Source organism: Candidatus Thermoplasmatota archaeon (genome assembly GCA_029907305.1).
Classification (GTDB): Archaea; Thermoplasmatota; E2; order DHVEG-1; family DHVEG-1; genus JARYMC01.
In genome coordinates this window covers 1-12,391 of record JARYMC010000041.1, presented here as the reverse complement: position 1 = coordinate 12,391, position 12,391 = coordinate 1, and the positions used below count along the sequence as shown (strand labels likewise).

Sequence of the window (12,391 nt, the reverse complement as noted above, 5' to 3'; positions counted from 1 at the left end):
TTTCATCTGTTGACTGTTTTTTTATGATATCTAGGAATGAGATGAACTGTTCATCAGGTGTTTTTTTTTTGTCATGTACAGCTACTCCTGCTATGAGAGAGAATGCTGCGCGTTTTACAAACTCCTTCTCGGTATCCGACCATTTGTACACTTTTTCATATGCAAATGGTGATTGATCAAAGAGGCTTGTGCATGCTTGGTCGCAGATATCCCATGAATCAAAATCATTTGCCCATGAATCCATCTGCTCTGCTGTTATTTTTTTCGGGTCATCTATAAAAATTGCTAGTAGTCTCGCATCATGGATTTTTGAGTCACATAGCTTCAGTGCAAGATCGTGGTTTGTACCTATTTCTTTTGCCAGAGGGGTCTTAACTCGTAGATCGATATTCCAAGGTTGTTTTTTGGATTTATACCATATCTTGCCATGCCCTCTACGTTCTCTGGTTTTGATAATGTTTTCAGTTTATTTATGATTTCTTCGTATCGCATATTTGTCACCAGTGTTTTTTGGCCACTCAGCTCGCCCATTTCTCAGCATATTGCAGCACTTAGTGTGAGATAGTTTTTCATCATCGTGGTCATTTTGTAAATGAGTTTTTATTTATTATATTTTTATTGTCTAACTGTTTAATGTGTTATTTTTAAAAGTTTTTTTCTGCTGTAAAAGTAGAGGTGCAGGGAAAGGGATTTTGTTGAACACCTGGGGAAGCCAGTAATTTAACGCTGAGCGAAGATTTTTGCTCAAATATATCTATAAAACTTGTTTTTTTGTTTGGTTTTTTTCCGAACATTTTCCAGCCTTATATATACTTTTAAGGACAATATATGTCTGATGAGATATGTCAAAAAAATAAGGTAATCTACATGTTTGGGCTGGTGATAAGCGCAGTAATAATAGTGACAACTGCGATAAGCGTAGTATCTATACTGAAAGCGAAAACAACTGATGAAAACCACACTACAAAGTTTATCACTGCAGAAGATAATGATGCTACCTTGTTTTTGAAGAAAGGCGACAAGTTAAATTTAGAACTTAGAGATTATGGTGACGGTGGGTACACCTGGGAGATTGTAACACTAGATGAAACAGTGTTGAGTCTCACAGAACGATACGATAGCCAGCCATCAGGTATGTTAGGTGATTTTGGGAACGACATCTGGGTGTTTACAGCAGAGAAAACCGGTTCTACAACACTTGAACTGGAATGTAGTAGATCCTGGGATAAGATTGATGTTTGTGCAACGTTCGTCATAGAGGTAGAAGTCCAGTGAAGACTTCTACCACCTCCCCCCTTTTTTCTTATTTATTCCACTTTTTAGTCGGTTCTTTTTTGTAGACGGTTTGTATTATTCTCGTAATCATTACTATTGCGATAATTACCATAGCGATGGCTGCTGTGATTGCGATATTTGTTTGCACGCCATATGTGGGGTCTGTGTTGAGACGTTTTATCATTATACCTAGCAAAGCCCAGATTATCACTAAGCTATATGCAACATCTTTTCTTCTAAGAAGCATCAATATCGTGAGTAAAGTGGCAACAGCTATGACAAGAATGGTCCATGTTGTCTGCCCTAGAAATAGTTCTCCAACACCAGCTTTTACTAATACTGCGGTGACGTTTGCGATTGTGGCAACTGATATCCAGCCTAGATAAATACTTATAGTAGTGTGAACTGCTAGTTTTTCTTTTAATGGGACTGCGGACAAACCTATGTTTAATCTGAGGTATATCATTAATAACGAGGCTAGTAAAAGAAGCATTGCTAATAGCGAGAATGAGACATGTTCGTAATGCCATAAAATTATCCAGAGTATGTTTGCTAGACTTGCTAGTATGAACCATCCGCTTATTTTCTCTATATAATTTGTATCTGATTGTTTCTTTACCAAACACATTATCTGGTATATCATGAATATTATCAGAAAAATGTAGATGATGCTCCATATCGAGAATGTTATCCCTGCTGGAACAAACAAATTTGGTATGTTGTCTGATAGCTCCTGTGTTGTTTTACCGTTTAAAGGAAGCACAACCGCTAGGGTGTTAACAATTATTGTTGCTATAACAGCTATACTATTTCCTGCTGCTAACAAAATATGTTTAATGTTTCTTTCCATAATCTCTCTCCCTTAGTTCATTATTTAACAACAGGTTACCTATTAATTATGTTTCTGTTTATAAATGGGGTTAATTAAATGTGCGAGCATTTATATTACAAACAATATAGGGCGTTGTCTTAAAGGATGATGAGGATGTGATAAAGAAATGATTACAAAAACAATCGCATGTCCGAATTGTAAAACCGTTGTCACTGTTCAAGCAAACCCTGGGGAAAGAATTGAATTAGTTTGTCCACGATGCAACACAAAAGGTTTTTTTAGATTCCCAGAAGAACAACCCATAACACAATTAGGTGTTGATGAATATCCTATCAAAGTACAAAACCTTGAGTTCACTTACCCGAAATCAAAAAAGAAGGCGGTGGATGGTATTTCTTTTCAAATAAGAAAGGGTGAGATTTTTGGTTTCCTTGGACCAAATGGTGCTGGTAAAAGTACTACACAGAAAGTAATCATAGGTTTATTAAAAGGTTATAATGGGGATGTTGAGTTGTTTGGTAAGAATTTGAGAAACTGGGGGTCAGATTTATACAATAATATAGGTGTTTGTTTTGAGTTACCAAATCATTATCAGAAATTGACTGCTCTGGAAAACCTGGAACTTTTTTCATCTTTTTACAAAGTGAAAACTGTTGATCCTTATGAGTTGCTGAAAATGGTGGATTTAGATAAAGATGCAAATCAGCGTGTAGGATCATTCTCAAAGGGTATGAGGACGAAACTAAACTTTGTTCGTGCGCTATTAAACAACCCCAGGATGCTTTTCCTTGATGAACCAACAACTGGTCTTGACCCGGTTAGTGCCAGGCAGGTGAAAAACATAATACTCCAAAAAAAGAAGGAGGGTGTATCAATTTTTCTTACAACACATAATATGATAGATGCAGATGAGCTATGTGATAGAGTAGGGTTTATGGTGGATGGCAGGTTATCACTAATTGCAAGCCCTAAAGAACTGAAGTTAAAACACGGGAAAAAACTTGTTAGAGTAGAATACCTAGAAGATGGTAATCTTTTATGTGAAGAGTTTAATCTGGCAAACCTAGGGACAAACAACATGTTCATAAATTTACTAAACAGTGGGCGAGTACAAACAATACATACAGAGGAGGCAACACTCGAGGATGTTTTTATAAAAGTGACGGGAAGGCAGCTTAAATGAACCAGCTACTAACAATGCTTAAATGGGAGTTTGTACTGGGTCATAGATACAAAATAATCTATATAGCGATGTTAGGTGCGATCTTATACTACATAGCACTAGTAGCATTACCAGCATTCAACACAACGTTTTTCTTAACAATGTTTTTATTTTTCGACCCGACATTAATTGGGATCATGTTTGTGGGGGCGCTTGTACTATTTGAAAAAAATGAGAACACGATACAAGCACTTATTGTGACACCGATGCAGACTAGGAACTATTTCCTCGCAAAAATAATATCATTAACAATACTCTCCATAGTAGCTGCTCTTCTTTTCCTGTATTTAGCGCATGGTTTTGAATTCAACTATTTCTACATGTTAACAGGCATAATATTAACCTCTGTTTTTCTCATACTAGTCGGGTTCATAATGGTTTCAAGATGCCATAGCATAAACGAGTATCTGGTTCTAATGATGATTGCTATGTTAATTTTATTTTTGCCTCCGCTTCTGCACGGGTCAGGTATCTATAAAAACGATATATTCTATATTTTGCCTTCACAAGCATCTATAACATTATTCCAGGGGGTTTTTGGGGAGATATCGATAAATGAAACGATATATGGAGTCGTTTACCTTATATTCTGGATAATACTATGTTACTATATATCAAAAAAAGCTTTCTACAAACACATAGTAATGGAGGGGTAAGTAGATGGTTTTTGTTACTAAACTAATGATAAATGATTTGAAAAACATAGCAAGAGACCGGCTGCTCGTTGTTGGATGTATTGTATCTCCTATAATTTTCATAATATTATGCAGATTGATAATACCATGGATTTCAAAAAACTTGTACCCCCTTGACCCATTCTATCCAGTTCTTTATATGGTGATGGCGATCATGATGCCAATGGTGTTCGGCTTTGTTATATCATTTCTTATCATGGATGAACGTGATGAAAATCTTTTGACAGTTTTACGTGTTATGCCTATATCAAGAACAAGCTACCTGGTTTATAGGTTGTTTTTTATATCTTTTTTATCTTTTATTTTCATCCTGTTTTTCCCTTTACTAACAGGTCTAATTGACATTCCTCTGTTGGATTATCTACCAGTAGCTGTTCTATTTACGCTTTTTACACCACTGATAGCATTAATGATAAACAACCTCGCTAATAACAAGGTACAAGCTTTTGCATTGTTCAAAACAGCTGGTAGCATATTTTTACTACCGCTTTTTGCGTTTTTTGTTGCAGACAACTGGAAATATATCCTTGGTGTGATACCAAATTTCTGGACGTTCATGGCATTGGATAAATTATTAAAAACAGGGAATCAAGACTATTTACATCTAGGAATAGGTTATGCGTTTCACATTATTTTATTGATATTATTAATGTACCAGTTTAACAAAAAATATTGAATATTGTACAAAGTTATTTGCTGCAAAATCATTATTTTAAACTTAAAACTTTTTTTTTAGATGATAATTGCTATTAGTTTTATTTTGAATATAAGTGTTTTACCAGCAAGTGGTGGGTTTAAGTCAACAGTTACTTTGTCTTCTGATACAAGGGTTATTCTTAATGGTATTTGTCTTCCATTATCCATCTTCATTACGAAAATCATACCTGGTTTAATTTCTTGATCAGGTGGGAAACAATCTCTTGGTACTTCTTTAACGAAATCAGGGTTTGGCATACCATATGCTTCTTCTGGTGGTATCTTTATCTCTTTTTCTTCCCCAATGTTCATACCTATTACTGCGTTATCGAATCCTTTGATTAATTGTCCTCCACCAGCAACAAATTCTAGTGGGGCGTTATGTTTTTCTGAGCTATCAAAAATTGTTCCATCCTCTAGCATCCCGGTATATTCTACTTTGACTTTGTCACCTTTTTTTACACATCTCATTTTATAATCTCCTCTGTTACTCTTCTATTTTTTTATTTTAAAAGAACAAAAATCAAATACCCGGTTTTACAAGAAAACCGAGTCTTTCATCCTCATCCTTTTATTTGAACACTATATGTAACTATGATTTAAATAAATTGCCACATTATGTTGACAAAATACAAAAATGGCAAAAGGGGATCCCAGATTTATAAAAACATAAATAAAAAGAGGAAATAACTTTATGGAAAAAGCAACATTTGGAGCAGGATGTTTCTGGGGTGTTGAAGAAGCTTTTAGAAAAATAAAAGGGGTAGAAAAAACTACTGTGGGTTACATGGGTGGTACTCTTAAGAACCCAACTTATGAGGATGTTTGCACAGATAAAACAGGTCATGCTGAGGTAGTACAAATTGAATTTGATCCAAAAAAAGTTTCATACGAAGAATTACTAGAAATTTTTTGGAGTATACATGATCCAACACAGCTAAACAGACAGGGACCTGATTTTGGTACACAATATAGATCAGTAATATTCTGCCATAATGAAAGACAAAAGAAGATTGCTGAGGCATCAAAAGACAAGTTAGCTAAATCAAAGAAATACTCTAAACCCATAGTCACAGAGATAACACAGGCAGGCGAGTTTTACAAGGCAGAGGAGTATCATCAGAGGTATCTGCAAAAGAAGGGTTTGTCAGGCTGCAGAATACAATAAAAATTATCTTTTTTTGAAATAAAGAGCAGCGGAGTTAATACAGAAACGTTTACCAGTTGGCATTGGTCCATCATCAAATACATGACCTAGATGGCCGCCACATCTTTTGCATAAAACCTCAATTCTATTCATACCAAAACTATGGTCAGGTTTTAACTCTATATTATCGTTTGAAAATGGTTTGGAAAAACTAGGCCAACCACACATAGAGTCAAATTTGAAATCAGACGAATACTTTGTTGCCGCAACCCGCGCAAACATAAACCCCTTCTTCTTTGTTGTATAACAATTCGCCTGTGAAAGGTGGTTCGGTTGCTTTTTCCATGAGTATTTTAAACTCTTTTTCCGTTAGGATTTCTTTCCATTCTTTTTCTGATTTAGTAATTTGTTTTTTAGCCATTTTTTTCCTTCGGGTTTATAAATAAAACGGCTTAACTATATAAACATGGTACTCTTTTTTGATAACTGGAGAGGTAAACATGGAAAGACAATACGTTGTGTGGTGGCACAACTACGTTTATGATATTAGTAGAGATGCTACCACTATAGATGAGATATATGAGAGCGTATCAAATACGCTTAAAGAGATAAAAAAACTTAAGATTTTGGAAAAACAGGGTAAAATAAAAGTAAAGCACTACAAAACATTAAACCCACTTTACATTGAGGTATTAGATAAATCTGCTGAGAAGGAATTGCAGGCGAACCCGATAGTTGATGTTTTAGAGAAGTAAGATAATATAAATCTTTCAGATATATTCTTTGTTGAACAAGAGATTAGAACTAGGCTGTTGAAAAATAATAGAGTGATAAGAGCCTATAAGAGATTCTATTAAAAATATCACCTTTTAGAAGTGTATTATCAATCAAGATCGGAAGCATCACTCATCAAATTAAGAGATGCAGAAAAACGATAATGAACTCAGAGTATGTATTTGTCTAAACAAACATCTTTTACTACTAGAAAATGTTGACAATGTCACTTTATTTTACAAGATTTTTAAAACTTAATTAAATCTATTTTTTAAGATTAAATCATTGTAAAAACCTGTTTTTTTGGTATCTTATAGGATTTTTGTTCTATAAAATTTATATTTTGTTCTATAAAATTTATATATAAATAATTCTATATAATATAATAAGAGAAGGTGAAAAGAAATGAAAAAAATAATTTTTGGTTATATATTGGAGCTGGTAATTATACTATCTCTGCCATGTGTTTCAAGTATACAAATACAAAAAGAAAAAAATAATAAAGTAAAAACAACAGAGCCGCCAGAAATGACTTGGATTCATATGAGGTTTATAAATAGTAAAACAAATAATTTAATAGAAACAGGATGGACATGGGTTACCTCGAGAACTTCTAAATGGTGGTCGTTAATTCCTGATGTAGGAGGATTTAACAAGGGGGAGACGGAAGTAGGTTGGGAATGACAGGGTGAAAGTTATAAAATATATTTTAGAGCATTTCATTTTGGATATTATCCATCAAAAATGATTGTTGTAGAAGTAACAGAACCTAACGTAACAATATATGTTGATTTCTATCTGAGACCATGGTTTTTGTAGTTGCCAAAATGCATGCCTGCACTACTAGTCAAAATAGACTGGTGGCATTCCTGACTAACTGCAGCTAGCCCGACATGGTTACATCCCAGGTTTTAGGGCGATTCTATCTTTAAAATTACAATTATTGAATGATATGAAAATGGTACTTGGAAATTATTTGTTGATGAAGGATATACCGCTCCTAAAGTGTGGTATATGCCAACAAAGAGATATCATCAGGAGGATCAACAATAATTAACTTCGTGGTACCATCAGCGATAATAAAAAAATAGGCAGCTATCTTATCATAATGTTTTTCTGAAATCTATATTTTGTGTTATAGGTGAGATTTTTGATAATAGTTTGTAATGTCTGGATTATGGTTTAGACGTTATAGGGCATTTTCTAATTTTAGGATTGTATTAATTATTAGAATGATATATAAAATATAAATTTTATATAATTAAATGAAAATATATTTATACTTGTAAATAAAGATATAACCTTATGAAAAAAAGTATTATAGTAGTGCTTTCAGTTTTTTTTCTACTTGCAGTACTTTTTATCAGAACCGTGAATGCAGATGATAAAATAGATTTTATTTTACCTGAATGGGGGGGCGGAATGGTTCATAGTAATCCTCATTTGTCAGATTATGTTTGTTTGCCTGTACCAAAAAACAATGTGAAGATACTATGGCATTGCACTGGTTTAATAGGAGAAAAAACTGGTTCATTAGGAAATGGTATATCTGGAAATGGGGAAATTGCTGCTTGTACTTTTGCTGGGAAAAAAGATACTCTTGTTATTTATGATTATGATGGGAATCGAATATGGTCATCTGGTGATTTATTGAATTTTTGGACTGTTTCATCTGCGCCTATGGTTGATGTTCATGGTCGGGTTATCATATGTGATAATCGTATTGTTACTATGATTGATATTTTTGATTATGATGTTGATGGTAAGATTGTTGAATGGGTTTCAGAGTTGCCTTATGGTGGGCTTCCTTGGAGTCCGGTTATTACTGAGGATGGTACAATAATTATTGCAACAATGGGAGGGCCTCTTTATGCATTTAATTCTAGTGATGGTTCGCTTATAGCCTATAGATATCTTGGGGAAAATGAGAGGGTTCGTTTTTTAGATCGTCTGTTAAGGGTTGATGGTAAGGGTTTTTTTTCAACTATAAATACGCCTTGTGTGAATGGGAACAGGGTGTATATTTCGACTCATTATGAAGGACCAAAAGGTATGCCTACTTTACTTCGTCATGCTAGGTTATACGCAATTGATGTTGATCCTGATAACCAGAATATTGATGAACGATTATCTGTGGCTTGGTATTTTGAGTTCGGTGGTCCAAGCCAGGCAAGCCCTACGTTGATTAATGATACTATATATTTTGATGGTTATAGGTCAAATCCGAGTTTACGTATGGATCCCCACGTATTTGCGGTAACTGACAAAGGTGATCACTGGGAAGAAAAATGGAGGGTGCCATATCCTCGTACAACCTTAGCATCCTTTACATATGACCCAAGAGGAGGTTTCTGGTATGTGGATCAATTTGGTGGAATGTTGACTCGTTTTTCTACAGAAGATGGAAGTATTTTAGAGAGGATTGTTATAGATGATATTGTTCAAGAAAAAGGATTTCATCTACCTTCTTCGGTTATGACTATGTGTGGGAATGATACAAACCCTGTTTTGATTGTTTCAGCGACTGCTTTAAGACCAATAAAAGCTAATAGTTATGTTATTGCTATTGATTTAGCAGCAAATAACTCGTTATTATGGAAGGTTAAACTTTTTGAGGGACCATTGCGATCAATTAATCTTGCATTTGGTGAATACACGATTTTGATGAAAAACGGTGAGCCACGGGTTGTTTTTGGTAGTTTCGGTGATGGTGTATGGGCAATTGGGTCTGTAGATTCTGACAATTGATTTTTGATCAAATTTTTTTTGGTAAAAATATATTTTTAGTGTGAGTGAGTTCTTTATAAAATTTCTAGTAATTATTATGGTTTATAGTCTTGTATTTTCCAAAAGAATGATGGTATTTTCTTTGGAATGGTCTTTTGTTGTGTCTGTAGTCTTTTCTGGAGAATGAGACGTTTTTGTAATCTGGGATTTTTGCTCTTTCTATTTTTAGGTCGTTGTTGCTCTGCACTCGTCTGAAGTTGTCATGGTCAGGTTGTGTTAGTAACGTTATTGTTTTTCCGTTTGCCCCTGCGCGTGCTGTTCTACCTATTCTGTGTATATATTGTGTTGCTGTTTTTGGTACATCATAGTGGTAGATGTGTGTTACGTTTTTTATATCCAATCCTCTGGCTGCTACATCTGTTGCTACTAGGACATCTGTTTGTTGGTTTTTTAAAGAGTTGAGTGATTGTGATCTTTTGTTTTGGCTCATCCCACCATGTATTGCTGAGGCATGGATGCCATGGTATCTTAGGTTCTTTGCGACGATATCTGATTCTCGTCTTGTAGCGCAGAATACTATTGCTAGTCCTTCTTTGTTGTTTTTAAGTAGATGCACAAGGATGGAGAATTTGTTGTTTTGTGGGTATATGTCGTAATAGATTTGTTCTAGTTTACTCTCATCCACATACGATTGTGTTTGTAAAACCAGGGGGTTGTTCATGTGTTTGTGGATAAACCTGTCAACATCTGATAATAGTGTTGCGCTGAACATCAATGTTTGTCTGTTTTTTGGTACTTGCTTTATTATCTGCTCGACGTCCTCTATAAAACCCATCTCTAGCATTTTATCGAATTCATCAAGCACTAGGAATCTTACTTTACTTAAACCCATGGTTTTTCTGCGTAGATGATCAAGCATTCTACCAGGTGTACCAATTACTATGTCTGATGTTCTTAGTTCCATTATCTGTGGCTCTATTCCTACACCACCATACACGCTAGTTGTTTTTATTCCAAGGTTTTTTCCATATTCTGCAAATACCTCGCTTACTTGTACACATAGTTCCCTTGTTGGTGTTAGAACAACTGTTTGTAGTCCCGCACCTGGAATAATTTTATCCAATATCGGTAGACAAAAAGCCAGTGTTTTCCCTGATCCTGTTTCTGATTGCCCTATCACGTCTCTACCTTTTATTATCTCTGGTAAACATTTTTCTTGGATCGCAGTTAATTCTTCGAATCCTCGTCTATGTATTGTTTCTATAAGTTTTTTGTTTATGTTTATTTCTTCAAATTTCATTTTCTTTTCACCTATTTATAAAAAAATTTTTTTTTATGTTAATTTAACATTAAAATGAATACATACAGTTTTTACAATTTCTTTCTACTTCTTTACCAAGCTCGGTTTTAAATTCATCGCATATACCGTTTTCAAAAACAGGCAGCGATAACTTACTACATCTGGTAACTTTTCTATTGGAAATTTTAATTATATTGGATGATTTTTTGTTTCTTCTTCGATTCATTTTTTTTTAGCCTCATTTTGCTTATTTTTTTTTTACTTCTGATAAAAAAACAAAAACAGTTAAATTCTATAAAACCAGAATAACAGATTTTTAGAATCCTGATATTTTATTATTTTATCGTAAGTACCAAGGTCTCCGTTGTTTATATAGTTTTGTATTCATAAATTTTAGACAAATTTGTGGTACTACTATCATGTTTAGTGAAAGGAATCTGGTGGAAAAACTATAGATTCATTTTTGCGTTTGTACACTTTTACCCTGTTGATACTATTAATGTATAGAATAACGCAGAACTCTATGAGAAAACTTAAATTCACCAACCCATAAAAAGTTTCCATCAAACCAAACCCCACCTGGGAAAAATAACCCATCTTTTGTAAACTTGGGTTGCAGAGTACATTCAAAAGAGTTTTGACCAATCACAATATCAGGAATGTCGCTTCCTGAGGATGGTATATTATTCCAAATAAGAACTCTATTAAAATTGGTATCAGCAACAAATAAATGGTTACCATCGATGAAAACATCTTGTGGTAGATTAAAATGTATACCTGGTTCTGATAAAACTTCAATATAATCTGGTGTGTCATTGAGTATGGTTTGAATGTCTATGATTATGATAGTATTTGTAGTACCACTGTAAACACAAGCAAGTTTTTCACCATTGCTGCTAATTTTACCAATATCAGAATCCATTTTGATTTCTTTCACAGGGTTTTGGTTCCAATCAAAAGGTTTGTTCCAAACATACAATTTACCATTAACTGTGATGTAGGCGTATTTGTCATCAAAAGTGATTCCCTTGCCTTCATTAATATCAATACTTCCTAGTTTTTTTATTTAAAAGTATTAATGGTTGTTCACCATTTAACAAACTAGAGCAGTTCCAAACCGCAAAAACCCCTGGGCATATCCTCCTCTGCCTATCACAAAAAATTTATCATCATAAACAGCCCCGCTTATCGGTTCAAATTCAAGATCATAAACAATATCAGGAAGAGCCCCACTTTCATCAGGTATGTTTTTCCACACCTCGATTCTCTTTGTGTAACCACACAACACAATAAGACTATCTTTGTATCTGATTGGAGCAGGGTTGTCCATAAAGTAATACTTTTTTGTAAGTGGATTAATATTTGAATCAGATCCTATAACAAAATCAGGTTCACGATCCTCTGGTTTGCCAAAATATCCAACAATTCTTCCACTATTGTACAACGAAAAATAACAAACATCTTTAAAAGCGGTTTTTATGTATGTCATCCCAGATCCATCACCAGATTCAAAAGAAACATTGTTAAACTTCTTAACATTTTGTGAGCGAGAAATCCCCAGACTTTAGCATGGGGGTGAATCACGCTATTTTTCTTCTAACAAACATTTTTACTTCTGGGCAGGCGCACCCGCCAGAGGCGGATGCCATAGAACACCTGCCCAGGGCGTGAAAAAAATTTTATGGATTTAGTTAGCGGTAGCCATAGCGTTGGCCAGAATTTG

General features: G+C 34.4%; 16 protein-coding genes and 1 pseudogene. 8 read left to right on the top strand and 9 right to left on the bottom strand.

The features are described 5' to 3' along the window. Both QHH19_04250 and QHH19_04245 read right to left on the bottom strand, forming a co-directional pair. On the bottom strand, positions 1-307 hold a 307-nt coding region (locus tag QHH19_04250; GenBank protein MDH7517536.1), incomplete at its 3' end, for a DNA alkylation repair protein. Between the two features lie 41 nt (positions 308-348). Beyond that, positions 349-531 carry a hypothetical protein gene (locus QHH19_04245; protein ID MDH7517535.1) on the bottom strand — a complete coding sequence of 61 codons (183 nt, stop codon included), beginning with the start codon at positions 529-531 and terminating at the stop codon, positions 349-351. Between the two features lie 297 nt (positions 532-828). Here QHH19_04245 and QHH19_04240 point away from each other — a divergent pair, with 297 nt between their 5' ends. Continuing rightward, the gene (locus QHH19_04240) at positions 829-1,275 is read left to right on the top strand and encodes a protease inhibitor I42 family protein (GenBank protein ID MDH7517534.1); all 447 of its coding nucleotides are present in this window, start codon (positions 829-831) and stop codon (positions 1,273-1,275) included. A 28-nt stretch (positions 1,276-1,303) separates the two neighbouring features. Here QHH19_04240 and QHH19_04235 read toward each other — a convergent pair whose 3' ends face one another. Further along, positions 1,304-2,125, bottom strand: coding sequence for a hypothetical protein (locus QHH19_04235; protein ID MDH7517533.1), 822 nt, complete (start codon positions 2,123-2,125; stop codon positions 1,304-1,306). Positions 2,126-2,273: 148 nt separating this feature from the next. Here QHH19_04235 and QHH19_04230 point away from each other — a divergent pair, with 148 nt between their 5' ends. From QHH19_04230 to QHH19_04220, 3 genes are read left to right on the top strand one after another with little or no spacing between them, the layout of a single operon-like run. Continuing rightward, a complete protein-coding gene (locus tag QHH19_04230; protein MDH7517532.1) occupies positions 2,274-3,290 on the top strand; it encodes an ATP-binding cassette domain-containing protein in 1,017 nt (338 codons plus the stop codon). Then, a complete protein-coding gene (locus QHH19_04225; GenBank protein ID MDH7517531.1) occupies positions 3,287-3,985 on the top strand; it encodes an ABC transporter permease in 699 nt (232 codons plus the stop codon). Before QHH19_04230 ends, QHH19_04225 begins: the two co-directional genes overlap by 4 nt. Before the next feature lie 4 nt (positions 3,986-3,989). Beyond that, the gene (locus QHH19_04220) at positions 3,990-4,700 is read left to right on the top strand and encodes a hypothetical protein (GenBank protein ID MDH7517530.1); all 711 of its coding nucleotides are present in this window, start codon (positions 3,990-3,992) and stop codon (positions 4,698-4,700) included. A 56-nt stretch (positions 4,701-4,756) separates the two neighbouring features. Here QHH19_04220 and QHH19_04215 read toward each other — a convergent pair whose 3' ends face one another. Next, positions 4,757-5,191, bottom strand: coding sequence for a peptidylprolyl isomerase (locus QHH19_04215; GenBank protein ID MDH7517529.1), 435 nt, complete (start codon positions 5,189-5,191; stop codon positions 4,757-4,759). A 223-nt stretch (positions 5,192-5,414) separates the two neighbouring features. Here QHH19_04215 and msrA point away from each other — a divergent pair, with 223 nt between their 5' ends. After that, a complete protein-coding gene (gene msrA, locus QHH19_04210; protein MDH7517528.1) occupies positions 5,415-5,888 on the top strand; it encodes a peptide-methionine (S)-S-oxide reductase MsrA in 474 nt (157 codons plus the stop codon). A 3-nt stretch (positions 5,889-5,891) separates the two neighbouring features. On the opposite strand, the pseudogene msrB reads toward msrA, so the two are convergent. Then, positions 5,892-6,288 (bottom strand): annotated as a pseudogene (msrB, locus tag QHH19_04205) (peptide-methionine (R)-S-oxide reductase MsrB). A gap of 79 nt (positions 6,289-6,367) precedes the next feature. On the opposite strand from msrB, the gene QHH19_04200 reads away from it, so the two are divergent. From QHH19_04200 to QHH19_04190, 3 genes are all read left to right on the top strand, one after another. Further along, positions 6,368-6,622: a hypothetical protein gene (locus QHH19_04200; protein MDH7517527.1), complete on the top strand. Its 255-nt coding sequence runs from the start codon at positions 6,368-6,370 to the stop codon at positions 6,620-6,622. 424 nt (positions 6,623-7,046) lie between these two features. Next, positions 7,047-7,325 carry a hypothetical protein gene (locus QHH19_04195; protein ID MDH7517526.1) on the top strand — a complete coding sequence of 93 codons (279 nt, stop codon included), beginning with the start codon at positions 7,047-7,049 and terminating at the stop codon, positions 7,323-7,325. Positions 7,326-7,946: 621 nt separating this feature from the next. Further along, positions 7,947-9,389, top strand: a complete 1,443-nt coding sequence (locus tag QHH19_04190; protein ID MDH7517525.1) for a hypothetical protein — start codon at positions 7,947-7,949, stop codon at positions 9,387-9,389. 64 nt (positions 9,390-9,453) lie between these two features. On the opposite strand, the gene QHH19_04185 is transcribed toward QHH19_04190, so the two are convergent. The 4 genes from QHH19_04185 to QHH19_04170 all read right to left on the bottom strand — a co-directional run bounded on the left by QHH19_04185 (position 9,454) and on the right by QHH19_04170 (position 12,157). Continuing rightward, on the bottom strand, positions 9,454-10,668 hold the full coding sequence (locus tag QHH19_04185) for a DEAD/DEAH box helicase (GenBank protein ID MDH7517524.1): 1,215 nt from the start codon (positions 10,666-10,668) through the stop codon (positions 9,454-9,456). 49 nt (positions 10,669-10,717) lie between these two features. Beyond that, on the bottom strand, positions 10,718-10,894 hold the full coding sequence (locus tag QHH19_04180; GenBank protein ID MDH7517523.1) for a hypothetical protein: 177 nt from the start codon (positions 10,892-10,894) through the stop codon (positions 10,718-10,720). Between the two features lie 270 nt (positions 10,895-11,164). Continuing rightward, complete coding sequence (locus QHH19_04175) at positions 11,165-11,605, bottom strand: hypothetical protein (protein ID MDH7517522.1); 441 nt, start codon at positions 11,603-11,605, stop codon at positions 11,165-11,167. A 156-nt stretch (positions 11,606-11,761) separates the two neighbouring features. Continuing rightward, positions 11,762-12,157, bottom strand: a complete 396-nt coding sequence (locus QHH19_04170; protein ID MDH7517521.1) for a hypothetical protein — start codon at positions 12,155-12,157, stop codon at positions 11,762-11,764. Positions 12,158-12,391: the final 234 nt, after the last annotated feature.

What these genes read in the sequence shown, in the direction of transcription:
- QHH19_04245 (MDH7517535.1), bottom strand. Translation starts at nt 531, where the DNA reads ATGGGCGAGCTGAGTGGCCAAAAAACACTGGTGACAAATATGCGATAC.
- QHH19_04240 (MDH7517534.1), top strand. Translation starts at nt 829, where the DNA reads ATGTCTGATGAGATATGTCAAAAAAATAAGGTAATCTACATGTTTGGG.
- QHH19_04235 (MDH7517533.1), bottom strand. Translation starts at nt 2,125, where the DNA reads ATGGAAAGAAACATTAAACATATTTTGTTAGCAGCAGGAAATAGTATA.
- QHH19_04230 (MDH7517532.1), top strand. Translation starts at nt 2,274, where the DNA reads ATGATTACAAAAACAATCGCATGTCCGAATTGTAAAACCGTTGTCACT.
- QHH19_04225 (MDH7517531.1), top strand. Translation starts at nt 3,287, where the DNA reads ATGAACCAGCTACTAACAATGCTTAAATGGGAGTTTGTACTGGGTCAT.
- QHH19_04220 (MDH7517530.1), top strand. Translation starts at nt 3,990, where the DNA reads ATGGTTTTTGTTACTAAACTAATGATAAATGATTTGAAAAACATAGCA.
- QHH19_04215 (MDH7517529.1), bottom strand. Translation starts at nt 5,191, where the DNA reads ATGAGATGTGTAAAAAAAGGTGACAAAGTCAAAGTAGAATATACCGGG.
- msrA (MDH7517528.1), top strand. Translation starts at nt 5,415, where the DNA reads ATGGAAAAAGCAACATTTGGAGCAGGATGTTTCTGGGGTGTTGAAGAA.
- QHH19_04200 (MDH7517527.1), top strand. Translation starts at nt 6,368, where the DNA reads ATGGAAAGACAATACGTTGTGTGGTGGCACAACTACGTTTATGATATT.
- QHH19_04195 (MDH7517526.1), top strand. Translation starts at nt 7,047, where the DNA reads ATGAAAAAAATAATTTTTGGTTATATATTGGAGCTGGTAATTATACTA.
- QHH19_04190 (MDH7517525.1), top strand. Translation starts at nt 7,947, where the DNA reads ATGAAAAAAAGTATTATAGTAGTGCTTTCAGTTTTTTTTCTACTTGCA.
- QHH19_04185 (MDH7517524.1), bottom strand. Translation starts at nt 10,668, where the DNA reads ATGAAATTTGAAGAAATAAACATAAACAAAAAACTTATAGAAACAATA.
- QHH19_04180 (MDH7517523.1), bottom strand. Translation starts at nt 10,894, where the DNA reads ATGAATCGAAGAAGAAACAAAAAATCATCCAATATAATTAAAATTTCC.
- QHH19_04170 (MDH7517521.1), bottom strand. Translation starts at nt 12,157, where the DNA reads ATGACATACATAAAAACCGCTTTTAAAGATGTTTGTTATTTTTCGTTG.